This is a genomic window from Natrinema pallidum DSM 3751, from assembly GCF_000337615.1.
GTDB classification, from domain to species: Archaea; Halobacteriota; Halobacteria; order Halobacteriales; family Natrialbaceae; genus Natrinema; species Natrinema pallidum.
Genome location: NZ_AOII01000038.1, coordinates 34,764 through 57,139, shown reverse-complemented (window position 1 = coordinate 57,139; position 22,376 = coordinate 34,764). Strand labels below are relative to the sequence as shown.

31 protein-coding genes and 2 pseudogenes are annotated in these 22,376 nt (G+C 59.7%); 6 read left to right on the top strand and 27 right to left on the bottom strand.

Annotated features, from left to right (window positions below):
- Positions 1-303: 303 nt before the first annotated feature.
- Together C487_RS06065 and C487_RS06060 are read right to left on the bottom strand one after the other, a co-directional pair.
- Positions 304-627, bottom strand: a complete 324-nt coding sequence (locus C487_RS06065; protein WP_006184815.1) for a hypothetical protein — start codon at positions 625-627, stop codon at positions 304-306.
- A gap of 172 nt (positions 628-799) precedes the next feature.
- Complete coding sequence (locus tag C487_RS06060) at positions 800-1,618, bottom strand: hypothetical protein (RefSeq protein WP_006184814.1); 819 nt, start codon at positions 1,616-1,618, stop codon at positions 800-802.
- Positions 1,619-1,845: 227 nt separating this feature from the next.
- Here C487_RS06060 and C487_RS06055 point away from each other — a divergent pair, with 227 nt between their 5' ends.
- Both C487_RS06055 and C487_RS06050 read left to right on the top strand, forming a co-directional pair.
- Complete coding sequence (locus tag C487_RS06055) at positions 1,846-2,517, top strand: helix-turn-helix domain-containing protein (protein ID WP_006184813.1); 672 nt, start codon at positions 1,846-1,848, stop codon at positions 2,515-2,517.
- A pseudogene (locus tag C487_RS06050) lies at positions 2,514-3,208 on the top strand (nucleotidyltransferase domain-containing protein). Before C487_RS06055 ends, C487_RS06050 begins: the two are co-directional and overlap by 4 nt.
- Before the next feature lie 125 nt (positions 3,209-3,333).
- On the opposite strand, the gene C487_RS06045 reads toward C487_RS06050, so the two are convergent.
- From C487_RS06045 to C487_RS05995, 12 genes and pseudogenes are all read right to left on the bottom strand, one after another.
- A complete protein-coding gene (locus C487_RS06045; protein ID WP_049907973.1) occupies positions 3,334-4,263 on the bottom strand; it encodes an ArdC-like ssDNA-binding domain-containing protein in 930 nt (309 codons plus the stop codon).
- Positions 4,264-4,375: 112 nt separating this feature from the next.
- The gene (locus tag C487_RS06040) at positions 4,376-4,723 is read right to left on the bottom strand and encodes a hypothetical protein (protein ID WP_006184811.1); all 348 of its coding nucleotides are present in this window, start codon (positions 4,721-4,723) and stop codon (positions 4,376-4,378) included.
- Between the two features lie 75 nt (positions 4,724-4,798).
- Positions 4,799-5,803 (bottom strand): DUF6610 family protein, encoded by a 1,005-nt coding sequence (locus C487_RS06035; protein ID WP_006184810.1) that lies wholly within the window; start codon positions 5,801-5,803, stop codon positions 4,799-4,801.
- A gap of 324 nt (positions 5,804-6,127) precedes the next feature.
- Entirely contained in the window at positions 6,128-7,288 is a 1,161-nt protein-coding gene (locus C487_RS06030; RefSeq protein ID WP_006184809.1) for a hypothetical protein, read from the bottom strand.
- A gap of 171 nt (positions 7,289-7,459) precedes the next feature.
- A complete protein-coding gene (locus C487_RS06025) occupies positions 7,460-7,996 on the bottom strand; it encodes a hypothetical protein (protein WP_006184808.1) in 537 nt (178 codons plus the stop codon).
- Positions 7,993-8,148, bottom strand: coding sequence for a hypothetical protein (locus C487_RS20955; protein ID WP_006184807.1), 156 nt, complete (start codon positions 8,146-8,148; stop codon positions 7,993-7,995). Before C487_RS20955 ends, C487_RS06025 begins: the two co-directional genes overlap by 4 nt.
- Before the next feature lie 44 nt (positions 8,149-8,192).
- A pseudogene (locus tag C487_RS06020) lies at positions 8,193-8,573 on the bottom strand (DUF6166 domain-containing protein); the annotation flags it as partial.
- Between the two features lie 140 nt (positions 8,574-8,713).
- Positions 8,714-9,013, bottom strand: a complete 300-nt coding sequence (locus C487_RS06015) for a hypothetical protein (RefSeq protein WP_006184805.1) — start codon at positions 9,011-9,013, stop codon at positions 8,714-8,716.
- 53 nt (positions 9,014-9,066) lie between these two features.
- The gene (locus C487_RS06010) at positions 9,067-9,288 is read right to left on the bottom strand and encodes a hypothetical protein (RefSeq protein ID WP_049907972.1); all 222 of its coding nucleotides are present in this window, start codon (positions 9,286-9,288) and stop codon (positions 9,067-9,069) included.
- Between the two features lie 49 nt (positions 9,289-9,337).
- Positions 9,338-9,616 carry a DUF7389 domain-containing protein gene (locus C487_RS06005; RefSeq protein ID WP_006184803.1) on the bottom strand — a complete coding sequence of 93 codons (279 nt, stop codon included), beginning with the start codon at positions 9,614-9,616 and terminating at the stop codon, positions 9,338-9,340.
- A 20-nt stretch (positions 9,617-9,636) separates the two neighbouring features.
- A complete protein-coding gene (locus tag C487_RS06000; protein ID WP_006184802.1) occupies positions 9,637-10,038 on the bottom strand; it encodes a DUF6166 domain-containing protein in 402 nt (133 codons plus the stop codon).
- A 79-nt stretch (positions 10,039-10,117) separates the two neighbouring features.
- Positions 10,118-10,513: a DUF7567 family protein gene (locus tag C487_RS05995; protein ID WP_006184801.1), complete on the bottom strand. Its 396-nt coding sequence runs from the start codon at positions 10,511-10,513 to the stop codon at positions 10,118-10,120.
- A gap of 131 nt (positions 10,514-10,644) precedes the next feature.
- Between C487_RS05995 and C487_RS21675 the strand changes: the two genes are divergently transcribed.
- Complete coding sequence (locus C487_RS21675) at positions 10,645-10,767, top strand: hypothetical protein (protein ID WP_255409719.1); 123 nt, start codon at positions 10,645-10,647, stop codon at positions 10,765-10,767.
- A 41-nt stretch (positions 10,768-10,808) separates the two neighbouring features.
- Positions 10,809-11,234 carry a hypothetical protein gene (locus C487_RS20180; protein ID WP_152422479.1) on the top strand — a complete coding sequence of 142 codons (426 nt, stop codon included), beginning with the start codon at positions 10,809-10,811 and terminating at the stop codon, positions 11,232-11,234.
- A gap of 22 nt (positions 11,235-11,256) precedes the next feature.
- On the opposite strand, the gene C487_RS19375 is transcribed toward C487_RS20180, so the two are convergent.
- The 8 genes from C487_RS19375 to C487_RS05960 form a co-directional block, all read right to left on the bottom strand.
- Positions 11,257-11,622, bottom strand: coding sequence for a DUF7568 family protein (locus C487_RS19375; RefSeq protein ID WP_083864534.1), 366 nt, complete (start codon positions 11,620-11,622; stop codon positions 11,257-11,259).
- Positions 11,623-11,625: 3 nt separating this feature from the next.
- A complete protein-coding gene (locus tag C487_RS05990) occupies positions 11,626-12,117 on the bottom strand; it encodes a hypothetical protein (protein WP_006184800.1) in 492 nt (163 codons plus the stop codon).
- A gap of 106 nt (positions 12,118-12,223) precedes the next feature.
- Positions 12,224-12,646 (bottom strand): hypothetical protein, encoded by a 423-nt coding sequence (locus C487_RS05985; protein WP_006184799.1) that lies wholly within the window; start codon positions 12,644-12,646, stop codon positions 12,224-12,226.
- 75 nt (positions 12,647-12,721) lie between these two features.
- Positions 12,722-13,384, bottom strand: coding sequence for a DUF6735 family protein (locus tag C487_RS05980; RefSeq protein ID WP_006184798.1), 663 nt, complete (start codon positions 13,382-13,384; stop codon positions 12,722-12,724).
- A 68-nt stretch (positions 13,385-13,452) separates the two neighbouring features.
- Positions 13,453-13,833, bottom strand: a complete 381-nt coding sequence (locus tag C487_RS05975) for a hypothetical protein (RefSeq protein ID WP_006184797.1) — start codon at positions 13,831-13,833, stop codon at positions 13,453-13,455.
- Positions 13,834-13,940: 107 nt separating this feature from the next.
- On the bottom strand, positions 13,941-14,129 hold the full coding sequence (locus C487_RS05970) for a hypothetical protein (RefSeq protein ID WP_006184796.1): 189 nt from the start codon (positions 14,127-14,129) through the stop codon (positions 13,941-13,943).
- Between the two features lie 142 nt (positions 14,130-14,271).
- Entirely contained in the window at positions 14,272-15,159 is an 888-nt protein-coding gene (locus tag C487_RS05965) for a biosurfactant protein 1 (protein ID WP_006184795.1), read from the bottom strand.
- Between the two features lie 99 nt (positions 15,160-15,258).
- Complete coding sequence (locus C487_RS05960) at positions 15,259-16,185, bottom strand: transcription initiation factor IIB (RefSeq protein WP_006184794.1); 927 nt, start codon at positions 16,183-16,185, stop codon at positions 15,259-15,261.
- Between the two features lie 127 nt (positions 16,186-16,312).
- On the opposite strand from C487_RS05960, the gene C487_RS05955 reads away from it, so the two are divergent.
- Positions 16,313-17,692 carry a DUF5677 domain-containing protein gene (locus C487_RS05955; RefSeq protein ID WP_006184793.1) on the top strand — a complete coding sequence of 460 codons (1,380 nt, stop codon included), beginning with the start codon at positions 16,313-16,315 and terminating at the stop codon, positions 17,690-17,692.
- 116 nt (positions 17,693-17,808) lie between these two features.
- Here C487_RS05955 and C487_RS05950 read toward each other — a convergent pair whose 3' ends face one another.
- Positions 17,809-18,675 carry a hypothetical protein gene (locus tag C487_RS05950; protein ID WP_006184792.1) on the bottom strand — a complete coding sequence of 289 codons (867 nt, stop codon included), beginning with the start codon at positions 18,673-18,675 and terminating at the stop codon, positions 17,809-17,811.
- Positions 18,676-19,458: 783 nt separating this feature from the next.
- On the opposite strand from C487_RS05950, the gene C487_RS05945 reads away from it, so the two are divergent.
- Positions 19,459-20,676, top strand: coding sequence for an RNA-guided endonuclease InsQ/TnpB family protein (locus C487_RS05945; RefSeq protein WP_006184790.1), 1,218 nt, complete (start codon positions 19,459-19,461; stop codon positions 20,674-20,676).
- A 59-nt stretch (positions 20,677-20,735) separates the two neighbouring features.
- On the opposite strand, the gene C487_RS05940 is transcribed toward C487_RS05945, so the two are convergent.
- From C487_RS05940 to C487_RS05925, 4 genes are all read right to left on the bottom strand, one after another.
- A complete protein-coding gene (locus C487_RS05940) occupies positions 20,736-21,065 on the bottom strand; it encodes a hypothetical protein (protein ID WP_006184789.1) in 330 nt (109 codons plus the stop codon).
- A gap of 9 nt (positions 21,066-21,074) precedes the next feature.
- The gene (locus C487_RS05935) at positions 21,075-21,431 is read right to left on the bottom strand and encodes a hypothetical protein (RefSeq protein WP_049907971.1); all 357 of its coding nucleotides are present in this window, start codon (positions 21,429-21,431) and stop codon (positions 21,075-21,077) included.
- Between the two features lie 99 nt (positions 21,432-21,530).
- Positions 21,531-21,998 carry a hypothetical protein gene (locus C487_RS05930; protein WP_006184787.1) on the bottom strand — a complete coding sequence of 156 codons (468 nt, stop codon included), beginning with the start codon at positions 21,996-21,998 and terminating at the stop codon, positions 21,531-21,533.
- Positions 21,995-22,327: a ribbon-helix-helix domain-containing protein gene (locus C487_RS05925; RefSeq protein ID WP_006184786.1), complete on the bottom strand. Its 333-nt coding sequence runs from the start codon at positions 22,325-22,327 to the stop codon at positions 21,995-21,997. Before C487_RS05925 ends, C487_RS05930 begins: the two co-directional genes overlap by 4 nt.
- Positions 22,328-22,376: the final 49 nt, after the last annotated feature.

Below are 22,376 nucleotides of genomic sequence, written 5' to 3'. Positions count from 1 at the left end.
TCTCGCCCGTATTCTTCCTGCACTTACTTCTCGAAAACGGGGGGGGTTCGTATCCCGCGTGATGTGTTACAACTCGAAAATGGGGAGTGTCGGTCGTCGGGATGTCTCGTTACTACTCGAAAACGGGGGGTGGGTGAGCCAAGCGATTCGATATGCCGGGCGATGTGCTGTACTATCTCCTCACCCTTTCCCATTTACAACTCGATAACGGGGGGTTCCTACGATTTCTTTGCCGTCAGTATCAGCGATAATGGGGAGACTGCGAGGAAACGACGGCAACGCGGGGTGGGGGCCCGAGTAGGTTTACTCATCCGGACTGACTGGACCTTTGTACTTTGACGTCACCTTATCCTCCTCTCTCCACTGCCAGTAGTAGTAGCGGTTGTCGTTGATCTCCTTGATCGTGATCGTCGCCTTCGTCGGGACATCATCGGGGAGGTCATCGGGTCGCTCGTCGATCTCGTCTTCCTCCTCCGCTTCGGCAAGGCGGGCCTGGCGCTCGCGATGCTCGGCGAGGTCCTCGGCATAGTGGGCAACGTCTCGGAGCAGCTTGGGCGAGTAGTCGTCGAGTGTGTCGACGACATCCGTGGGGAGGTCCGCTGGAGGGGTCGGTGGCTTGTAGGACATGGGCCGATCTGTGTTAACCAACACAGAGGCAAGAGGCATAGTTTTGTTGGTTAAATCCGTAACCAACCGCTCACAACGGTCCTTCAGCAGCGGTAACACTACTCGAAACTCTGTATTAATGAGTTTCGTCTGATGTTACAGCCCTTCGAGTGTCCTCGAACTCTGGACGATTCTACGAGTTAGAGGGGAGTCGACCATCAGGTCGTGGGACCCGCCCCTGCTTGATCTCCTGATCGACTCGCCGGAGGTGTTTACAGCCCCCCTCGGGCGTACGCTTCCGCCAGTCTGGACACGTACACGACTCGCTGATCACGTCGACTTCGTACCAGTTTCCGGACGCCGATCGGACCTCATAGCGGCCACCCTTTTCAAGCAGCGAGACGGCCATCGATTCGTCGACGGCACGGCTGGTTCGCGGCTCGAGGTCGTCGTACTGGGGCGAGTGCTCCGTGACGACCATCCGATCGCGCACGTCGCCGGAGCGGCCGCCGTCTGAGGCAACCGCAGCTTCGGGATCCTGGAGCCGATTCGCAAGCAGGGCCTCGACCGGATGCCCCTCCGGCCACAGATAGTGGACTTCCCGCCGCTCGCGATGGTCGTAGGAGCCACAGGCGGCAGCGCTCCCGTTCCAGACGCGCCACGCCCCGAGTGCTGTCATCACGTCGACGATGACTCGCGGAACAGCGTCGTACTCGTCGGGGTAGAACACCCGGAATCGAGTACAAGCCTCCTGCGGCGGAACCGTCTCCCACCACTCAACGTCGTCGTCCCAACTGTTGCACATCGCGTCGTCCTCTCCGTAGCCGACAGTCACGCCGTCAATCTGCGGTATCTCCACAGATGTCTCGTCAGCCGCGCCTTCGAGCAGCCGAAGGACGGCGTACCGAAGATACTCGTGTTCCGGATGGTCCGAAGATTGGGCGACCTGCTCGTGGTGCTCTGCGACTCGCCCTGCCTCGTCGAGAACAGTCGTTAGATATCGGTCGGTCATAGTTCGTGGAGACCGGACTGCGCCTCCGCCCCTCGGCGGGCGCTGATAGACTTAACCAACGAATAGCGATCCATCGTATCCTCTGTTGGTTAATTCATCTCTGCTCAAATTCTAAGCCGGATCGGATTACCGGAGCCAAGAATAGTATATCTGTATAGAGATAACTCTATAGGGAATATGGGGGACAAGACTAATACCGTTAGATGCGATACCGATAACTAACGATGATGGAATACGTCGACGAGACCGCGGCGAAGATCATGGTCGCGGCCCGGCCGGGCGACTCGATCCGTCGGATCGCCCAGAAGATCGACGGCTCCTACTCGTGGGTCTACGACTGGATCGAGCGGTTGGAGGACGCAGGCTTCATCCGACGTGAGGACGGCGTCTACATCGAGAAGTACGCTGTCAGGGATCGCTACTACGATCTCGTCGCGGCCATTTCCCGCGCTGTTCCCCCCTCGATCGACGACGGCTACGTCATTCCACACTTCGCCGGGATGCCCTTTGCGTACACGAAAATCGACGGCGTCTACGTCTGGACCCACGGCGGCTATCAGATCGCCCGCGGCCACGACGACTACCCGATCTTCATCCAGGTCGCCGACCAGGATGTCGACCAGTGGACGGCGTTCTTTGATGAGTTCGGGGTTCCGAGCCGGATCGAAGAGCGGCCGGATGCAACCGACTACGATGCGACTGTCTCGTACGTGTTGTTCCCGACGAGTGGGGACATCACCCGTGAGTGGGTCGACGGCAATCCGGTCATTCCGTTGGATGAGGCAATCGAGCACATGTTGGAGTACCGAGTGAACTACGAGCCGGCGTTGGAGATGATCGCCGATGAGTACGACCGCGATATCGACGCATCCCACGAGGATCCGCGTCTCAATGCATGAGCCTCGGTGAACGCGAAGATGAATTGCTGGACACCCTGGAGGCCGTCATTGATGCTGATCTGCCGTACGTGCTCGTCGGTGGGTGGGCGATTGCGGCGTTCAATCAGCGCTTCACGACGGATGTCGACGTCGTCATTCCGGCACAAGCGTCGGCGACTACACCGAGCTTCTCACCGACCGCGGCTACGAGAAAACGGCCGATGTCGAGCGAAATGAGCTCTACGAGGGCCGTACCATCCGGTTTGAGAAGGACATCGGGAATCCGGTTCGATTCGACGCGATGGTCGACGCGCTGGGCTGTCGCCAGACGGAAGCTGAATGGTCGTATCGCTATCTGGCCCAGCACTCTGTCACTCAGGAACTGCGAACCGGGCGTCCGGTAAGAGCCCGGATTCCGGAACGGGAGTTGCTGTTTGCCGTGAAACTTCACAGTGGTCGCAAGGCAGACTCCCGGGATCTGGTGGTGCTGGCTGCTGGCGCGGATTTCGACCGGATCGCGACTCATCTGCATCGCGGGGAGTCCGAGAAGCTCGCTGGTCGCATCGAGACTGTCCTCGACCGACTCACGTCGGAGGATTTTGCGGACGCGTTCAAAGGGGTCTTCGAACAGCAAACGGTTCCCGAACAGGATATCGATGCAGTCGTTGAGTTCCTTCGTGACCAGCAGCGCCGAATCGATTCTGAACTATAACATCGACTGCCGGTGGGTATGTCTTGGGACCGATCGAAACACGCAGGAGCGGACGCCGAACGAATTAACCAACAGAGTGGACAAGATACCCCCAAGGCGTTGGTTAACAGCCGGGGAAGGCGTGTTCAGCTCTCGGCGACCGTCCCGATGATCTCCTGCGCGGTCGAACTGATCCGGCCGAGTCGCTCCTGAATGCTCTCCGCATCGTCGTCCTGCCACGCGGCAAGATAGAACGCTGACCCGCTCGTATCCAGGTTGAAATACCGCCCGACGATGTACGCAACGGCTTCCGCTTCGACCTCGCGTTTTGCGCGCTCGGGCTCGTCGTCGCCATCGAAATGAAGCAGCGCGTGGGCGTACTCGTGAACCAATGTCACCGCGAGATCGGCCTGATTTGAGCGGGCTTTCGCTTCGACGACGGGCTGGCCCTCGTGGAGAGTCCGGTGTTTGCAGACGCCTTTCGCGTCGCCATGCTCCCACTCGGCAGCGTCGACGACACGGACGTCGACATCGAGAGTAGCTGCCGCATCAAGGAGCGCTGGCACCAGGTCGTCGGCGTCACCAGCTGCCTCGGTTTCCAGCTCGGGTAGCGGTTCGCCCTCGGTTTGAGACACATCGAAGACTGCCGTTGGTTTGAATCCAACCAGTCCTTTCGACCACTCCTCGGGCGGTGTCTCGTCGTAGTCACAGTCGCTTTGCTCGTGGTAGCTCGGTGAGTTCTCGCACTCCGGGCACTGCTTCGTAATAATGGGTGCCCAGATCCAGATCGCCTGTTCGCCCTCTTGGACATGCCGGTCGAACTCCGATCTCCACGTATTGTAGCCCGCCACGCGGGTCGCCTCGGGATACTGGAGTTTGATCAGGAGGGTGTTGCGATGTGAGTAGTCATGGAATCGGGACTGGACATCGAGCCACTCCTGGAACTGTTGGCTGGCTTTTGCCTCGTCGACGTCTGCGACGAGCTCGTCGATCCAGTCTTCGATCGTACTGTGCATCTCGTCGTGTCGGGTGTCGGTTTCCTCGAACGAGACTCCCGACTCACTAGCTGTCATCATGGATTGCATCACATCGAGTACGACGACGTCTCCGAGAAGTCAGGACGCGCCGCACCCCTCGGGGGCGCACAATAAACATCGGCGCGACTTCGGGGGGTTTAGATCGGGGCTGCTATCGGAGCGCTGCTTTCTCGTCAGCGAAGCCGACCGTGACGAGGTACTCAAGGAACGCGTCGAACTGGTCGACATCGCTCGGCGTGTCCGTCGCGAGGTGTCGTGCCCACTCGATCGCCCACTGGAACGCGGGATCGGTCCCACCCTTGCCATGTATATACCACCAGCGGGCGGCCTTCAGGACGACGAGCGGATTCGTCGGCGGTTGCTCGCTTGCGAGTCCACGAGTGATCGATCGGATTTCCTCGGGTACCTCAGCGGGATCGACCTCGCCTGATTGGGTGTTCGATACGTCGACTGGAATATCGTCGATCGAGACGTCGTTCGGACGCTGTTGTTGACTCACGGAAAATCACCTTCTCGGAGGACTTTCTGGATCAAGCCCTCGCCCTCTCCGGGGCGCGAAAAACCACTCGTGGCGTCACGCCGGCGGAATGTACACGCTCTGCTCGCCGGCGATCTCCTCAAGGTTGTTCTGGTGGCGATGCGAGAAGTAGCACTCGTAGCTGCAGTAGCCACAGAGCATGCCGGTATCATATTCAGCGACGAAGGGACCGCGCCGAGTCGTCCAGACGTTCGCTCCGCATTCGGTACACGCAGCACTATCGAGGTCGGCTGGTGACGGGCCCTCGTACTCGATCTCGAAGGAGTTGTCCTGTGGTGTCGAGTCAGGCCAGACACCGTGAGACTGCCAGAAGGCCTTGATCCGGGCGAGACTGTGTCGGACTGTCTTCCGAACTGTGACGTGGTCGGTGTCGCGACCACTGTCGTTCCACCCGTCAGCTGTCCAGAATTCCCCGAACTGCGCGCCGCGATGTAGCCCGTTCCAGTCGAGGCCGACGATGTCGGCCGGTGGGTCGTCTGTGAGTGTCGGTTGGGTCAACTGCTGGATGACGTCCCACTGTTTCAGTGGGCTCCCCCCGAGAATGTGCACACGGCGGCCACGCCAGTCGGTCGGCTCGGAGAACTCGTGCGCCAACCGGTCGGCGTACCCCCGCGAGTAACCGAGCACAAGATCGTTCGGGATCGCGTCGATTAGCTCCCGGCACTTGGGGACGATGACGAGTTCCGTATCGGGGTAGCTCGCCTGAATCTTACGGGCGACGGCCACGTATTCGTCGACGTCGTCCTCCTCGTATGCATCTCCGATGACGCCGACCTCGGGTTCGTGCTCGAAAAACCGGGCGACGTATCGGTCCAGATCGGGATTCCGAAAGTCGTTATCCAACATCCCGACGGGGATGTCCAGGTTCTGATACTGGGTCTGCTGGTACCCACAGTCTTCTCGGAACCCGGGCAAGAATCCGAGCCGATACGCATCCAGAGCGAACGGCGCTCGATGGAGGAACGCCACGACGTCGGCTTGTCTGGCAGCGGCGATGTCGCGTTCAATGCTGCTGCTGCTGGAGTTGATTTTGAGCGACATGAATACGGGCTGTGAGGGCGAATCCAGCCGCCCTGCACCCTCTTGGAGAGGAAATAAACGGAGCCGCAGTCCGCTATTAACCAACACCAGTCTCCAGAACCCCCATATCGTTGGTTAATATAGAGACGACGTAGCCACCGTGTCCGCTCAGCGGAGTCAAGTCTTCAATCGAGTCGATGGGGAACGACACGATGCCCGCACGGCGCGACCGCTGCTTCACTCGACCCCGACGATCGTCACGCTCGCGATTCGGCGATCACAGATGGGACACTGCTGGTGGGCGTTCTCGTTTGCCATATGGAAACGCGAAAACGGATGACCGCGCTAGTTCGTCACCTGCTGGAACCGCTCGCGAAGCGCCTCTTCACGCGCTTCGAACTGCTCGACGTTGTCCTGCAGGTCCTCGTTCACACGCTCGATGCACGCGAGCGCCCGCTCGCCGGCGAGCGACGCCTGCGACCCGTCCTCGCCGTCAGCTTCCAGCTGCTCCTCGTAGGCTCGTTCGACGCGCTCGATGGTGCCTTCCGGGTTGAACAGGATGTCGTTTGCAACGCGGACGTACTGGTCGAGGGACGTGCCCTCTTTCCCTTGGAAGAAGTGGGTGAGCGCGTACGTCGCGCCGGAGTGCAGCGTCCACATATCGATCTCGAACGGCGACGTAGCGTTCGCCTCGGCATCCTCGGCAGCACGCTCTGCGAGATAGTCCGGGAATCCCAGCAGGCTGTAAAACTCGGTGACGGTGAACGGGAGCTCGGAGAACTCGAGATCAATCTCCTGCACATCTCGGATGAACTCGAAGAGATCGTCGGCGACGAGTTCGACCTGGGCGAGAATCTCCTCCCACCAAGTCCGGAAGTCCCGAACGTCCCCGACGTGCTTGATGACTTCCTTGTCGGTGAGCGAGCGCATCGAATTCGAGCAGTACCCGTCCTGAGCGAATCCCTCTACGTAGACTGCGTGCTCACCGAAGAAGTCGTAGCCGGAGGTCACGCCCATCGTGATCGGGTCCGCCCGGCCAGGAAGGCGCACCTCGAGGCCGTCGAACATCACGTCCATATGGACTTCGCCCCCGCCCCGGTAGCGCCGGATCTCGCCGAACATCACATCGCCGAGCGGCGTCCCGTCGATGGTCTTCTCGCGAAGAACCTCTTCCAAGGGCCTGTACACGTCGACCGGATTGATGATCGCGTAACTGTCCGTGGGGACGTGAAATAGTGGGTCTGCGTCGGGCTCATCGTCTGTCGCGTGGTCGCGCGCTCTCGTCGGCTCGACTAAGGCGTTGAAGCGCTCCGTTTCGACCCACTCGTCGGAGTAGGGATTCCGGTATGCGACTGTCGTCTCGACGGCCTGCGGGAGGTCACGAATCGTCTCGGCGAAGGATTTCGGTTCGTCGACCGTTTTCTTCCGGCGGTACCAGTCGGGTAGTTCTGTATCGGTTCGTCCGTCGACGCCCGCGAACACGGTTCTGGATTCTGGGTCTTTCATTGCAGTCACCTCGAAATCGAGTTCGTCATCCGCACCGGCGCTCTCATCACGCGCCCTGCGCCCCTCTCACGGGCGCAAAAACAACCATCCTTAACCAACATTCTACCCAAGAATCCAGTACTGTTGGTTAATAATCTGGACGGTCCCGACACCTGTCTTCGGCTCTTGAATTCACTCGTCAGCGTGGCGTCGACGGCGCACCTGTTCAGGATTCGGCACCCACGGATGTGCGTCCCAGCAGTGCAGGGCGTGCTCTTGTGCCGTGTCGAACAGCGCCTCACATGACCCACACTCGTAGGCGGTGTCGGGCCACGGTTCCGTGACGAACATCGCCGTCACCGTCGACCTGACTGGATCTGGTGCGGCCGACCGCTGAACGTAATCATAGCCAATCACCGTCCGTCGACGAAGCGCCGACTGCGCCAGCCGTTCGGGCCGGTCTGCTGGGAGATATACCCACCGGACGAACATGTCCTCTGAGTCCTTCGCTGAGGGTTGAAGGATGAACCACCGGTCGTGATCGTCGCGGAAGAGATACCGCTCAGTGCCCCGGTTCTGGAGATAGAGCGGATCCTCACGACCGGGAATCACCCGCAGACCGATGGATGGAGAGATCGGGGTGAGGAGTCGCTCTTCCAGCGTGAGCGATCTGGACTCTCCGGATGATGTCTCGCCCTTGAAGTAGTCAAGCGTCGCTTCGTCAGTCATGAGTCGCTGGGATTCGTCTCGTCTGTGTCTTTCCCAGCTGTTCGCTCGTGCCGATCGTTGTATCGCTCGAGTTCTCGGCCGATGCACTCCAGCGCTATGATGGCGCGTTCGATGAGTTGGTACGTGGCCCGCGAGAGTCGGATGTTCTCCATCAGATGTCCTCCTCTGGCTCGACGAGGTCGTTACTCTCAGCGACGAGTGCCGCCTCGATATCCTCCCCGATGAGGTGCCAGCAGTCGGCCGGACCATCACACACCAACTGACTGACTACTGCGTCGCGGAACTGGATGTAGTGTTGCTGGGCGACGGTTTCGTTGTCGGTATAATCGAGGAGGAGCGCACAGGCGAGCTGTGCCGGTCCGCTCCCAACGTAGCCCCAGTCGAATCCCGCCGGGCTATGCCGCACGAGGTCGAGACTTCGATTAGGGGAGAGGCGTTCGTGTGCGGTGAGATTCAGGACCACTGGTGTTCCGTCGACACGCATCCCGACGTACTCGACGCGGTCTGTACTCGCCTGACATCGCTCATCCGTATCCTGTACGACTGCTCGTGGGTCGGTAGTCGAATTCGTCTCCATCGGTTGAATGCGGGCGTTCGGATTCCCCGCACCCCTGCTGGGGGTCGAAAAACCACCACCGGCTATTAGCCCCTCAACGTCGCTTCAAAGTTAGAATTCAGTATAACAATTCATCAGACAACCAACTGATAGAGGCAAGCCTATTCTTCGAAGAGACAGCGAGCGGCTGCATCCTCTCCATTGAGGGTCTGCTGATCCTCGTTCGTATCAGCGAAGAGTGTTGACTGATCTCCCTCGGATGTTTGCTCAACTTCGGGTCGATCGTCGACGCCGAACTCACTCGCCTCGGGCTGGTCAAGACGCGAATCCCGGTCGCGATGATCCACGTCAGCGCCGAAGTCCTCAAGCGAGGTCTCGACGCTTGTTTCGGTTACTTCGAGTTGGCCATCGTCATCGAATGCGGTCTGTCGTTGAATCTCGATCTCTGGTCGATCGCTCATCTCATTCGAGCCTCCACCCACCGAGGCTCCGACAGACAGCCCCGAGTGCTGCGTCAATCGTCTTCTGCGCGAATTTCGCTGGCCCGCTGTTCAAGCCGGCGGAGGATCTGGACCCGTTGCTGATTCGCGTTCTCGTAGGCGACGCAGGCTAGCAGCGTCTCCATATCGTTGATCGTCACGATACCGGCGTTGATCAGTCGCGTATTCGGGGGTTCGAGCCGTTGTTCTGGTGAAATCTCGCTCACGTCAGTCGATTGACCGTCAGGATTGCTCACTGATGATCGCCTCCGTCACTGCTGAGGCGAGAAAAAACAGCCCTCGCCGTTACCCGTCTTCTTCCTCGGGTTGGATCTGGCGGGCGTCCTCAGCGAGATCGTGGATGTACTCCCGAAGAATCTCCATGTCCTCGCGAGCGTCTTCGAGGGTCTTGCCTTTCGCTTTGGCCACGATTTTGTCCTGATCGCGGGTGCCAGTCCCGCGAGTAAGCTTCACGGTGAGGGAGACGCCGACGTCACTGCGTTCGACGTACTCCGTTCGTGTCGTCTGTTCATTCGATTCAGCCGATTCGTCATCTGCACGAGATGGTGGGGTGTGTTCTGACATGGTTACTCTCGGTGATTAGTTCAGATGGACGGTGCGACCGGCTCGCCGGGTGTTTCGTGAAGGACTGCGTCGATCTCGGGTCCCGTGAGTCGCCAGCGTTCACCAGACCCAGCGCAGTCCAGCTGGCTCACGATCTCGGTTTTGAATGCCTGGTAGTGGTCGAGAGCGAACGCTTCGTCATCCGTGTAGTCGAGGAGGAGTGCGAGCGCGAGTTGCGCCGGACCACTACCACCATATCCCCATTCGAATCCCGAGGGACTGTGATTCACCAGCGCGAGACTCCGCTCTGGCGTGAGCCGTTCTTGGCCGGGACGTTTCTCAACGATAGCCTGCCCGCTCTGCCGATACCCGACGTAGGCGATGTCGCAGTCGCTCGCTGGGCGTGTCTGTTCAATCGAGTATGTGTCGCTAGATCTACTCATCGGTCTGTTCGGGAGCTACTCGTTCGAGCACCCCCGCACCCCTCAGGGGGTGAAAAACAGCCACAGGAACTGCTTTCCCCTACGCGAGATGGGAGATATCGGCTGGTTCGTCGACCTCATCGAATTCACCACGCTCGACCGGCTGCCAGTCATCGCAGGGTGCTGGACTCCACCAGTCGACCTCGTAGGCACCCGGTGCGCCGAGGATCTTCACCCGCGCCGACCCATCAGGCAGGTCGCGACGGAGCTTCTCGTCGACGTGGAGGTTCCACGTCGAGTGGGTGTCGAAGCAGGCGAGGACGGCCTCCTCGTAGCCGCGCGTCTCTCGGGATTCTTGGAGTTCGACCTGCGTGTTGCAGTTCTTGCAGAACACACCTTCGAACGGAATGTGACTAAATACCTCGTGCCCGCAGACGGGACACCAGAGGAACTCGAACAGTGCTTCGCTGTGACGGTCGATGATTTCCAGACTCATCTGTGGATCTGGCCCGATTGAGACGGGCCACCCATCCCGGCCCAGAAATAAACGTCATTCGCCGTGAGGGATGTCGATTGGTGCTGTACTGCTGGCAAAGGTTTATCAGACCACACTGTGTATGGTTTTGTATGTCCGCTCCCACGGCCGGAGAAGCCGGAGACGAAGCCGATAATGAGTCTCCTGAAGCTGTTTCTCCTGAGGAGGCACTTGAGATGCTGCCTGACGAAGACGAGTTTGAGGCCGAATTCTAACACTCGCCTTTATTACTCCTGTTTGCTTGCTGTTCGTATAGATGGGCCGACGATACGTCGTGTTCTTTGAGCCAGCTCTAGCGAATCTTGATGCGATGGGGAATCATATGGCGACACGGCTGGAAAACCAAACCACGGATTTTCTTGATGCTTGGCGTCCTGAGGCCGCTTTTGCAAAATCGCTGCAGAGTGATTTATGGCAGTTCAAATGGTCCCCTAGAAATGGTAGCGGTGCGAGAGCGTTTTCTGGGTACTTTGCCGGTGACGAACACAACATCGCGCTTGTGCTGGTAACGTTCAAAAAGAATAACGAAGACAAGTTCAATCTCCAACAGAAGGCATTCAATTCTCGTGCAAAGTCATTAAATAGAACACTTGATAGTAAGTCTCCTCCAGATATCGGCACTTGGCTGGAAGACCAGCGGAACAATTCCGATAGAAAAGTTCTCGACGAAACCGATCTTTAGCACGGTAAAGGCGGGATGTCCCTCAACGCTCGGCGCCGTACACAATCCTTGAGGGTGCTTCGTACCCACAGTTCCGACACTCGAACCAGCGTTGGACCTTCGCACCGTCAGCCGATTTATCACCGGCGACCACGTCGCCGTCCAGACACTCCCGACAACTCAGTTCGGGAGTAGGTTGGTTGCGGAGAACGTTCCTGAACGCTTTCGCGTCCTTTGTCTCGTACCCTTGCGACCACACTGGGTAGCCGTCGACGAGGATAGCGCCACGCCACTTGTAGCGGTAGGAGTCTGGCGCTCTGTGTAGGACAGCCCGAGCGCCAGTCTCGGTGTTACGATACTCGAGCGTCGGCGTGCGACTTTCGCGTCGCCAGTTTGTGATCCGGGACATCTGTTAAAAGTGGACGTCGGCAGGTACGATCCAGAGCTCCTCGCTTGCTTCGAGGATTTGATCCAGCTGTTCGCGGTGACGGATGCCGTTCGCGTGTTCGTTGTACAGGAAGACCGTCGGGCCGTCGTACGCACCAACTTGATGGAACGCGTGGCGGGCGAGGTCTTCGTCACGCATGATCTCCTCGTCGGAGAGCTCGTTGAGCGCTTCCTTCACTCGCTCAAGGTTGCGCTCGAACTCTTCTTTCGTCGCCTCCCAGCCACGCTCGAGGAGGTCCTGGCCGTCGTCGGAGTCGACAGGGGCTGCAGTCGGCAACTTACCCCATCGCGTCTTCCCCGCAACGGACGTGTCCTCCTCATCGAACGTCACGTGGTAGTCGAAGACGGCGCCAGCGTGTGGGTCCGCGCCGACCAGGCGGTCGAACACCGTCTTTCCGGTGGATAGTGCTTCGTCTTCTGTCGATGCTTCTACCAGGCTGTAAATGACTATGTGCATCTCGAACACCTCGAAGCGCCGACGCACCGGGAATGATTGCTCGCTCACTCCTGCTGCGCCGGCACCCATCGCCGGCGCTCGAAAAACCTGATCTAGCGGTCGGTTCTTAGGACTCGTTCGCTCGGTCGACTGTGATGGTTAGATCGCCCGACGCGTAGTCGGCCTCGAAGTCGACGGTGAACGCATCCGAGTCGTACGCGGCGTGGTAGGCACGATGTCGTTCGAGTGACCCCGTCGCCTTGAAGTGGAAGAACGCAGCTGCAGTGTAGGGCTTACTCTGAGTCTCGACCTGCGTCTCGACAGAGGCCGGGAGCGCGATTTGTGGTGTGTCCGTGTCGATACTCGCAGCGAACGCCTTCGCTTCCTCAACGGTCGCCTGCGAATGTGCGGGCGTCTCGCCGGTGAGCACGTTCACCGGTGTCTCCGTGTCGTCGGTGAACAGGACATCGTGGAAGGTGCGCGTCCCGAGGACTGCGTCGGGATCTAACTCGCAATCGTGGAATGGGTCATCGTCTGGTTTCTCGGGCATCCAATCACGAGCCTACGGTGGGGCTCAGTCCTTTCTGCCCCAGACAAACCACCATCTGCTTCGACGCAAATCGGCCTACGAGCGGCTGAGTGTCGCGTCCGGAGACGGTGCTTCACCGCCCGGGATACGCAATTCCTGGCGTTTACCGACCCACTCGCCGAGCTTCCGTTTCAGGTACTGCCTCGCCGTCGACGGCGTGAAGACGCCCTTGTCGAGCATGTCGCCGACGACGTCTTTGAGGGCTGCGAACTGCCCCTGCAGGTGGCCATCGCCGACCGGCTCGCCGTCGTGCCACCGAACGGTCGCAAGCGCCCCGTTCCCGACTGTCTCGCCGTGGTCGATCGTCTCTGAATCGTACTGGAGGCCGAACCATAGTGTCCGGTAGGCGGCTACCTCGAATGTCGTCGACACCACGAAGAACGCCTCGTGGTGGAGATAGTCGAGGTGATCATCGACGATCTCGTCGAGGGTGAGCCCGGTGGCGCGCGGCTTCGGCTCGACGATGGTCGACGGTCGATCCTCGCCGGCGAGGTAGCCGTCGACGGCATCTGCCTCGAGGCCATCGGCCAGTTCCGCCAGCAGCTGTTTCGCCCACTTCGAGTCGGTGTCCTCGCCACCGAACGGTGTTTCGACCGAGATTCGGTGCTTGAGCTTGAGATTCGCAGCGCCCCAATGAGAGTAGTGGAGTGTGTACTGTCCGTCTGCCCGTTCGTACGCAACAAGTGCGCGGTGGCCCATTGAACAATCACATCGCAGGACGACCCACGACTGGATCGCCCCGCACCCCTCCCGGGGGACGAACAACGCTACTCGTCGATCAGGTCAGGGGAACTGAGGTCCGCGTACAGCACCTCACCGTCGCAGACGACGTACCGTTTCGCCAGCACGGGAAATCGGCACTTGGTAAATCCGGCTGTCTGAATGTCGAATTCTTCGTTCGGTCCGAGATACTCCGCGAGCGACCGGAGGAACTCGTGGGTGACGATGCCACCGTCGTAGTCGGGAAGACCGTTCTCACGGGCCTCGTACACGTCGAAGCTGTCGTAGCCCCAGATGATCAGTTCGCCGTCGTCGTCCACCTCCCAGTTGAGCGTCCCGAAGCAGTGGTTCTCACAGAGCTCGCGGACTGCCTGTGGATCCGATACGAGCGCGCCGGTCGATGTCGTTGCGGCTTGGAGTGTTGCCATGGGTTGTTCTCGGGAGCGGTCTCGCGCCCCCGCACCCCTTCAACGGGGCGAACAACCGCTCACGCTGTGACGGCCACAGGACACTGCGTTGCCGACGCGTCGTGCTGTCAGGATTCTTCTTTGGCGTTACCGTCCCTCGTCGTATTCGGTTGGGTGAGAACATCTACCTGCTCGAGGAGCGTCGTCGCGGTGCTAATTCGCTCTTGATCAGCGGGCTCCAATTGGTCGGCGTCGATACTGGAGAGGCTGCTAAGCGCGCGGTGGAGTCGATAGCCGGGGGTGTCTCGTGGGTCCATGTGTGCGCCTCCGCCAATTTACGGCGCGAAAAAACACCGGCGGGCAGTCAGCGGGGCGGTTCGGGAGTGATCACGAACTGACCTCCAGTTAACCAACAGAACGAATCGATATCAGGATCCGTTGGTTAAACTGACGCCGTCTCTACTGACTGGCTTCGGGTTCGGGCCCATAGCGGGGTGTCCCGCATCGCTGACACTCCCACATGGGCTGCCCGGTCCACTCGTCATCGGGGATCGCCTCGAATTCGCGAAATCGATACTTAGTCTCCCGACCACACTCCCGACACTCGAGGTGGGTTCTGTTTGGACGCTCACGTAGTGGCTGTTCGGTATCGGTCTTGTCAACGGATTCCTGGAGCGCAATCGCTGGCACCAGCCAGAGGTCGTCGTCTGCGTCCTCACGTAGGCTTGCAAGACGAGCTTCGGTACAAACCTCGCTCCCGGTTTCGTCGTAGAGAAACGTCGCGTGCTCGCCGTCGTGACAGGACTGCGTCGTCTCTGTCCACGCCGTCCGCTCACGAGCAGCCGCGAGCAGCTGATTACCACATTCAGACGTGACCCGTGTCGCCGAGGGGAGCGAGGGCCACTGATCGACAAGCTGTGGGGCCGGTTCCTCGTCGAGATCATAGATTAGCTTGCAGTCATCGACTACTGGGTCATCATCTGCCTTCGCGAGGAGGGTGGCCGCAGCAGATCCCTTCCCGACGGCGCCGTAGAACGTCGACGCCTTAACGAGTAGCTGGATGACGTGGAGGAGAGTCCGTTCGGCAGTCGATGTGTCCTGATCATCGGCTGCTTCGAGATGGTTCGTGAGACAGAACCGGCACTTCGACTGGCCAGCGGGGATCGACGCTCCACAGGAAGCGCACTCGGTCGCATCTGCTGTCGGGTCGTCTGGATAGCCCGCGTCGACGCCACCAGAGCGTTGGCGCCGGGGCTCGCCACTACTACTGGCGAGTTGGTCATCGGGAACGTGGGTCGCTTCGCCGAGCGGTCGGAGGGCTTCGTAGTCGGCGTACTGGTCGGTCATAGAGTGATCTGGCCGTATCATGCTTCGTCTTCGGATTTAAACAATGGCTCTCACATCAATCAGCCTACAGACATACAACCGAAAATCGTATTGTGGCCTCTACACAGCCAGTTCGTCCAGCGCGTCGCGGTGGGTCCGCACGGTGACCACTGAGACGTTCGCAACGTCAGCGACGTCCGACTGGGTGAGCCACCGTCCGTCTTCGCGTCCGGCCTTGTACAGACAGGCTGCGGCGAACCCGGATGGCCGAACTCCCGTGGTTGCTCCGGTCGATTCGGATGCTTCCGCCAACTGCCGAGCCCGCTGCCGGATCTGATCGGAGACGTCAAGCTCCGAGGCCAACCGCGGAACGAACGCACTCGGTGTCACGGGTTGGGCTGGCAGGCCAAGTTCCGTATTCAGCGTCGTGTATGCGTTCGTCACCCGCGATTGCTCGACGCGCGCCGACTCGGTGATGTCGTCGAGCGTTCGCGGCCGCCCGTTACACCGACACGCGCCGTAGACACTCGCGGCGGCCATCGCCTCGACCGACCGGCCCTGGAGGAGGTCCTCGTTCTGAGCGCTGCGGAAGAGCTGGCAGGCCTGGTCACGGATCGTTTCGGATAGTTCGAGCACACTACTGACCCGGCGGACTTCACTAAGCCCGTGTGCGAGGTTGCGTTCAGCTTTCGATTGAAACCGTCCACGGGTCTGTTCACGCCGCATCCGGAACAGCCGGCGTCGCTTCTGTCCTGAGAGTTCGTTCCCGTTCGCATCGGTTCCGCGGCCGATCTCCGTCGACAACCCTCGATCGTGTCGTGCCGCCGTCAACGGAGCGCCCGTGCGCTCCCGTTCGTCTTCGTCGAACGCTCGCCACTCTGGCCCGTGGTCGATCCGCTGCTCGTCGATGACAAGGCCACAGTCTTCGCAGATGGTTTCGACTGCGTTGGTGGTGACCCGGCCGTCGCACTCGGGACACTGGTTCGCACTCGACTCCGTCTGGACGTCCTCGTCGAAGTCAGTTTCGTAGATGTCTCTGATTGCCATGGTTCTCACAGTGTTCAGGGACTTGCCAGTACGGCGAGCCCCTCACCCATTGAGGGGGAAATAAACGCCAATTGCTCCCAAAGCTCCATCATCCACTCTACTGAAACACGAGAAAGAGTAACTCAGCATGCCCAACGACACTGACCCACTCTCTCAGGCAATCCACGACCAGCTTCTGGAACTTCTCCAAGAAGGAGAACTCGATGAGGAACCCACCGAAGACGAGATCGCGGAAGCTACCAGCGAGGTCATTGAGGCTGTTGGGGATAGTATGTACCAGCAGGTCCGCGAGGATGACGAGGGATTGCGACGGCTCTATGAAACCAAGGCAGAATTTCAGCGCGGGATCGAAGATCGCTGGGGGGAACCTTTGGAACTGCTTGAACGGTTCATTATCTGGTCGCAGGAAACGGGTGATGCAATCAACTCGGAATATCGGCTCCAGGCAGCTCAGGAACAGGACTTCGTCTTTGACGCTCTGACGCGACTTCACGCACGGGCAGTACAGGTCGCGATGGAGATCCACCACCTGCTCAAAGGCGGATTTGCTGATGGAGCCTTTGCTCGATGGAGATCCCTTCACGAACTCTCAATTACCACTTCCTTCATCAAGCAAGCAGGCTCCGACACAGCCGAGCGTTTTCTGCACTACCGGTATCTCTGGGAATACTACTTCGCTCAGACGTATCAAGAACACGCAGACGACCTTGATGAGGAACAGATCGCGGATGAGACGATGGCCTCACTCGAAGAGGGGAAAGTGGAGCTGGTAGAGCGGTTTGGATCCGATTTCGACGATAACGGGTACGGAACCGGGTGGGCGGCAGACGCATACGAGGGTGGTGGCGGGCCGTCGATTAGGGGCCTCCAGGAAGCTGGCGATCTGGACCACTACCAGCCATATTACCGGTTAGCCAGCGAATCGGTCCATGGAGGGTCGAAGGGGACGCTTGACCGGCTCGGTATCATCGATATCCCCGACGTTGAACAGCCTGACCTCCTACTGGCTGGCCCGTCGAACGCAGGGTTCGCCCGTCCAGGCCAGTTAACGGCTGTCTCCTTGGCACAAATCACGTTTGCGTTCATCGAGTGGCAGTCGTCTGCGACTCATGTGGCAGAAATGAAGGGAATGGAACAACTCGTGAGCGACATCCAAGATACATTCGCAGCGGCTGCCGAAGAACTAGAGGAGGACGAACGAGACCGACTGGAGGAGTGGGCCGATCAAGATATCGTCGATATTGCTCTAAATCACGTGGGCGCGCCAGTGTTGTTCACCGATGAATTCGTACGTGAGCAGACCGAGTTCGAGTCACAATTGGCGTTTGAGAACGCGCTTCCGGTCAACCTTGACGAGATGACGGATGTAGACGATCTCCCAGAGGCCGTGGACACAACGATTCGAACTAATTCCGATTACAGCTCCCTCGAAGAGCTGGTTGATGCTGCTTTCGAAGAATGGGTTTACCGAGAGGTCGACCTCTCTGAGTTCGATGTCGATTCGTGATTGAGGTCGTGGCTGCGCGCGCAGCGACCGCAGGGAGCGAGCACGGAGCGGAGGGTGGGGCGGTGGGGCTTGGGTCTGGTCTGGCACACAGCAAAAAAGAAGGCTGCGTCAGCTGGCTACTCTTCCCACCAGCGGCCGCGCTCCGGGAAGTGGATATCCGACCACCCGGTCAGCGCGATTGAGCACCGGCCTTCGTACCAGTTCTTGGCTGCTGCCCGGAACCGCACTGTCTGACCTTCTCGCACCACCGTCTGCCCGGATTTCTCCCAGCAGGTGAACTTGATTTTCCCGCTCTCATCTGCTATCAGCCCGACTTGCTGGATGCTTGAGGAGGAAGGCTCCCAGAGGGTCTCGATTGTTCCTTCAACCGTCCCCTCCCCGACCGGGACGTCCGGCACATCCGCGATGGGCACGATTGCACCTGGGACCGCCTTTAGCTCCTCGAGCGTCTCCAGTACTGCCTTCGTCATGTCTTGGCCGCGCTGCACCTTCTCGGCCAACTGCTTCGCGACGACTGACCTCGACCAGCCGCCATCGACTTCCTCCTTAATCCGCATCGCTTGCTTGTTCACCGCCCCGAGGTCTTCCTGCGTTAGCTTCTCTCGGGGATCCGTGCGCTCCACCGGTTCGGGCTCGTCACGGCCACACTGCTCGACGACGACCTCCCGCGTCCGCTTCGCGCGTCCCTCCTGCTGACTGAGTTCCGCCTGGGCACTGATGTGCTCCAGCTCGGCCTCCCGTGCCTCGATGCGCTCTTCCTGTTCGAGGGTCTTCCCGAACAGGTGATCCGGACCTTCCTCGACCCGCGCGTCCGGATGGTTGGAATCGACCTTTGCCTGCACTTCCATGTCGACCGTCGCCCGGAACTCCGGGGTCTCGTCGACGACCTCAAATCCGTCCTCGTCGACCTCGGCTTCATCGTGTTTCTCGAAAGCCTGTTCATCGACCGAAACCTCATTACCGAAGACGTTCTTACTTGACATTGGAGTTAGTACAGCTCCGAAGGCGCTCACGCGCCCGACCCCGCGATGCTACAACATCGCGGATTTCCTCGACGACAACGACCGACAGAACCATCTGCGCGCTCTCGCTCGCGCCTTCGCGAGCGCCCTGTGGGCGCGAGCGAGAGCGCGCCCGAGGCGGACGATCATCCAGCACCGCGCGCCGACCCGCCCGGAGCGAGCGGCCAGCGGGATATGCCCGCTCGTGTCCGGCCCGATGTGCGGGTCCGTGTCCAGGGCGACTGTCGCCGAGAACGCGCGCCGCGGTGTGGCGCGCGACAGCGCAGGCGGCATAAAGCGCTGGAACGCGAAAGCCCGCAAGGGGCGCAACCGACGGGGATACCCGCTGGCGCCGAGGGCACATCCATTTTAGCCCGGAACGGGCGCGGGCGGTGCGGAGAGCGCCCGCACGCCCGGAATGGTCGGTCGCGAGCGACGCGGAGGGCGGAACGCGGCGAGCGGGGCGGGCCGTAGAGAAACACCGTTCAACCGAGCCCGACGCTCAGTGACACAGCCGATATCCTGGCGGACTCAGAAAGGGCGAGGCCGCCTCGGTCGTCCCCCGACCCCGCTAGCACCGGAGGAACGAGGAGCGCAGCGTGGGGCGCGGGATGCCGAGCGGCCGAGGGCTTTCACAGGCGGTACGAGGCGGATGCCCCGACCCTCGAGGTTGGGGAGGCCGACACCAGACAATACAAACCACGCTACGATGGCAGGCCAACTCGTAAACCCATAAGTAACACAAACTGTATATGTGAAAATACAGTGGAATACCGTCGTACCGCCGTCATCAAACTCGACACTCCCGAAGGAGTTGACGACTCCCTTCGAGAGACTGTCAAGCAGTTCAAACACTGCGCCAACACCGCGAGTGAGTGGTGCTGGCACGGCGACGACGGATACCACGTCACCTCAAAAGCCAAAGCGGAACGTGCCCTCTACGACCGACTCCGCGACGAAACCGACCTGACCGCGAATCTCGTCCAGAAAGGGATTCGGCGGGCGGTCGAAGCCGTCAAAAGCGGAGTCTCGCGTCTCGAACGTGGTGAGAACACGTCGCAACCGTACTTTTCTGCCGATAGCGCAGTCTACGACAAGCGGAGTGCGACATTCCACCGCGACCACGTTTCCCTCTCGACCATAAACGGGCGGGTCGAGTGCGACTACATCCTCCCCGACGACTCGGAGACACCGCCGACGAAGTACGTTTCCGACGAGGATTTCGAGTTTCGGATGGCGCACTTACAATACCGCGACGGTGACTGGTATCTCCACGCCTCAATGCGTAAAGTCGAAGCAAACGAGGAACCATCTGAATCCGAATCCAAGCACAGAACAGTCCTTGGTGTGGATTTGGGCGTGAACAATCTCGCCGTTACTTCGACGGGGCGATTCTGGTCGGCAGACGAGTTCAACCACTGGCGTCGGGAATACGAGAAGCGTCGTGGGTCGCTTCAGCAGTGTGGGTCTCGCCACGCCCATGAAACCATCGAGTCAGTCGGACAGAAAGAGTACGGGCGGTTCGAGATACACTTGCACACGGTGGCGAACGAACTTATCGAGGAGGCCGTCGAGAACGACTGTTCGCACATCGTGTTTGAGGACTTGACCCACATTCGGGAGAATATTCCCGAGGCGACGTGGCAACACGTCTGGGCGTTTCGACGCCTCTACGAGTACGTCGAATACAAAGCCAAAGAACACGGTGTCGAAGTCGTACAGGTTGACCCGCGCAACACGTCGAAGCGGTGTTCGACGTGTGGGTTTACCCACGGCACCAATCGATCGGGCGAGTCGTTCGAGTGTCAGCAGTGCGGGTATGAGAACCACGCCGACTACAACGCTTCGAAGAACATCGGTTTGCAGTATCTCCGTCGTCAGCAAAACGCAGACGATGGAGGCGCACCCGTAGATGTGCGCTTGAATCGCGGGACGCTGAACGTGAGTGGGGAACACGTACCCCCTGCCTCGGTTGAGGCATAGAACGGGAGTCCACGCGAAAGCCTCAGGGCTTGACCCTGAGGCGATTTACGAGACGCGTCTCAGTCGTCTCCCTGCGCGTTCAACTCCCGAAGGGTCCAGACAGCCGTCGTGCCGATCCGAACACCATCGAAATTGCGCATATCGAGGTTGACCGTGGCTGTCCGAAACGGATAGTGCTCAACGAGCACACGATGGATGACAGTTCTGACCGCCTCTGCACCATATCGATCAACGACAGCAGCCATCGCCTCGTCGAAGTGTGCGTTGTGGTGGTTCTCACGCGGGTCCCGTGCTCGCTCAAGGACAAGTGTGATCACGTCGTCGACCGACGCGTGGGCCGGATTCCCCGTCTGTTCTCGAACCTCGTAGAGCGCGTCGGTCTCGGTCATGGGTAGTACCTATCCACTGTCGACGTTATCAGTTGAGTCGGCCCCATCAGTCGTGAGACGACGCTGACGGCGAACCTCAGCGAGGGCGTCTTTGAGCGTCGTGAGGTCGTCAATCGCCGTCGCCTCGCTCATAATGTCGTCGAGAATCGCGGCTCGCTCGACAGCTTGGGTGTCTCCCTCGGTTGTCTCGATCGAGTCGATGGACACCGACCGCTCCTCACTCCATCCACACGCCCAGCAATTTCGGGCGACGACGATCTGCTCGTCTTCGTCAGCAGCAAGCAGTGCATCCGTCACTGATGCTGAGAGTGGATGGTCTGGCCCCACTTCCATCGTGACAGGGCCGCCACACGCAGGGCACTCCATATCGATACCGAATACCGCCGTCGCTTTCAATATATGGCGTCCGAGTCAAACAATCACATGGTCGTCGAGGAGGCGCTGCCGTAGCGAGATTGGGCGCCGTCAGGAAACGTGTTCGATGGTGATTTCAGGGAGTGAGTGCGCTGCTGGCTCCAGCTCGGCGAAGGATTCGTCGTTTGTGAGAATCGTCGGGTCGCGGTCACGGTGCTCAAACGCTAGCACGAGGATTGGAACGTCCTTCGGCTGGATCTCACAGACGCGAGCGAGCGTCTGCACGGTCGGAGCTGATCGCTGCTCTCGCAGGAGTGCGTCGCTCACATCACGACTCGACGGCGCCTCGATGAGCCCTGTCATTCGCGTCAGTCGCGTCAGAAACCTCGTTTTGACCGTATCACGGTCCGCCGCAGAGAGACTCTGTGTCCGGTCGAATGCGGCCAGCGCTTCTTGGACCATGTACGCGTTGATAGCAGACGTTGTCTCACCGCGGTCGATTTCAGCAAGCAATTCAGCGGCCTGCTCGTTGGTTCGCAGTGTCCCGAAGACCCACAGATTCGTATCGAGGATCTTCACGCGTCAGACCCGTACACCTGCTCAGACGTGTCCTTTCGTGCCTCTTCGACGGCCTGTTCGAGGTCGTCCGCATCGACTTTCTCCCCGAGTGCCGCGAGCTCTGCGTCGATATCGCTATCGGACTGGCGGCTCTGTTCTGCCTGCGCCAGCAGTTGCTCTAGCCGAAGCGCGGCGATCGCCGTGTCGTCATTGAGTTCTCGGAGATGGGACCGACATGCTTCCTTGATGAACTCGCTCTTATTCGTGTAGATCCCCGTTTCATCGAGGAATCGCTCGATTTCGGTGTCGAGTTCGACCGGGAACTTGACGCTGACACTCGCGTATTTCATGGTAGTACCATCGTGCTACAAATATTTAAATGACGGGCTCAGCCCGTGT

What these genes read in the sequence shown, in the direction of transcription:
- C487_RS05965 (WP_006184795.1), bottom strand. Translation starts at nt 15,159, where the DNA reads ATGACCGACCAGTACGCCGACTACGAAGCCCTCCGACCGCTCGGCGAA.
- C487_RS06015 (WP_006184805.1), bottom strand. Translation starts at nt 9,013, where the DNA reads ATGAGCGATCGACCAGAGATCGAGATTCAACGACAGACCGCATTCGAT.
- C487_RS06045 (WP_049907973.1), bottom strand. Translation starts at nt 4,263, where the DNA reads ATGATGACAGCTAGTGAGTCGGGAGTCTCGTTCGAGGAAACCGACACC.
- C487_RS06030 (WP_006184809.1), bottom strand. Translation starts at nt 7,288, where the DNA reads ATGAAAGACCCAGAATCCAGAACCGTGTTCGCGGGCGTCGACGGACGA.
- C487_RS05955 (WP_006184793.1), top strand. Translation starts at nt 16,313, where the DNA reads ATGCCCAACGACACTGACCCACTCTCTCAGGCAATCCACGACCAGCTT.
- C487_RS05995 (WP_006184801.1), bottom strand. Translation starts at nt 10,513, where the DNA reads ATGAGTCTGGAAATCATCGACCGTCACAGCGAAGCACTGTTCGAGTTC.
- C487_RS05970 (WP_006184796.1), bottom strand. Translation starts at nt 14,129, where the DNA reads ATGGACCCACGAGACACCCCCGGCTATCGACTCCACCGCGCGCTTAGC.
- C487_RS05990 (WP_006184800.1), bottom strand. Translation starts at nt 12,117, where the DNA reads ATGCACATAGTCATTTACAGCCTGGTAGAAGCATCGACAGAAGACGAA.
- C487_RS06005 (WP_006184803.1), bottom strand. Translation starts at nt 9,616, where the DNA reads ATGTCAGAACACACCCCACCATCTCGTGCAGATGACGAATCGGCTGAA.
- C487_RS20180 (WP_152422479.1), top strand. Translation starts at nt 10,809, where the DNA reads ATGGGCCGACGATACGTCGTGTTCTTTGAGCCAGCTCTAGCGAATCTT.
- C487_RS21675 (WP_255409719.1), top strand. Translation starts at nt 10,645, where the DNA reads ATGTCCGCTCCCACGGCCGGAGAAGCCGGAGACGAAGCCGATAATGAG.
- C487_RS05925 (WP_006184786.1), bottom strand. Translation starts at nt 22,327, where the DNA reads ATGAAATACGCGAGTGTCAGCGTCAAGTTCCCGGTCGAACTCGACACC.
- C487_RS06060 (WP_006184814.1), bottom strand. Translation starts at nt 1,618, where the DNA reads ATGACCGACCGATATCTAACGACTGTTCTCGACGAGGCAGGGCGAGTC.
- C487_RS19375 (WP_083864534.1), bottom strand. Translation starts at nt 11,622, where the DNA reads ATGTCCCGGATCACAAACTGGCGACGCGAAAGTCGCACGCCGACGCTC.
- C487_RS05985 (WP_006184799.1), bottom strand. Translation starts at nt 12,646, where the DNA reads ATGCCCGAGAAACCAGACGATGACCCATTCCACGATTGCGAGTTAGAT.
- C487_RS05940 (WP_006184789.1), bottom strand. Translation starts at nt 21,065, where the DNA reads ATGACCGAGACCGACGCGCTCTACGAGGTTCGAGAACAGACGGGGAAT.
- C487_RS05935 (WP_049907971.1), bottom strand. Translation starts at nt 21,431, where the DNA reads ATGGAGTGCCCTGCGTGTGGCGGCCCTGTCACGATGGAAGTGGGGCCA.
- C487_RS20955 (WP_006184807.1), bottom strand. Translation starts at nt 8,148, where the DNA reads ATGGAGAACATCCGACTCTCGCGGGCCACGTACCAACTCATCGAACGC.
- C487_RS06065 (WP_006184815.1), bottom strand. Translation starts at nt 627, where the DNA reads ATGTCCTACAAGCCACCGACCCCTCCAGCGGACCTCCCCACGGATGTC.
- C487_RS06025 (WP_006184808.1), bottom strand. Translation starts at nt 7,996, where the DNA reads ATGACTGACGAAGCGACGCTTGACTACTTCAAGGGCGAGACATCATCC.
- C487_RS06055 (WP_006184813.1), top strand. Translation starts at nt 1,846, where the DNA reads ATGGAATACGTCGACGAGACCGCGGCGAAGATCATGGTCGCGGCCCGG.
- C487_RS05960 (WP_006184794.1), bottom strand. Translation starts at nt 16,185, where the DNA reads ATGGCAATCAGAGACATCTACGAAACTGACTTCGACGAGGACGTCCAG.
- C487_RS06035 (WP_006184810.1), bottom strand. Translation starts at nt 5,803, where the DNA reads ATGTCGCTCAAAATCAACTCCAGCAGCAGCAGCATTGAACGCGACATC.
- C487_RS06000 (WP_006184802.1), bottom strand. Translation starts at nt 10,038, where the DNA reads ATGAGTAGATCTAGCGACACATACTCGATTGAACAGACACGCCCAGCG.
- C487_RS05950 (WP_006184792.1), bottom strand. Translation starts at nt 18,675, where the DNA reads ATGTCAAGTAAGAACGTCTTCGGTAATGAGGTTTCGGTCGATGAACAG.
- C487_RS05975 (WP_006184797.1), bottom strand. Translation starts at nt 13,833, where the DNA reads ATGGCAACACTCCAAGCCGCAACGACATCGACCGGCGCGCTCGTATCG.
- C487_RS05980 (WP_006184798.1), bottom strand. Translation starts at nt 13,384, where the DNA reads ATGGGCCACCGCGCACTTGTTGCGTACGAACGGGCAGACGGACAGTAC.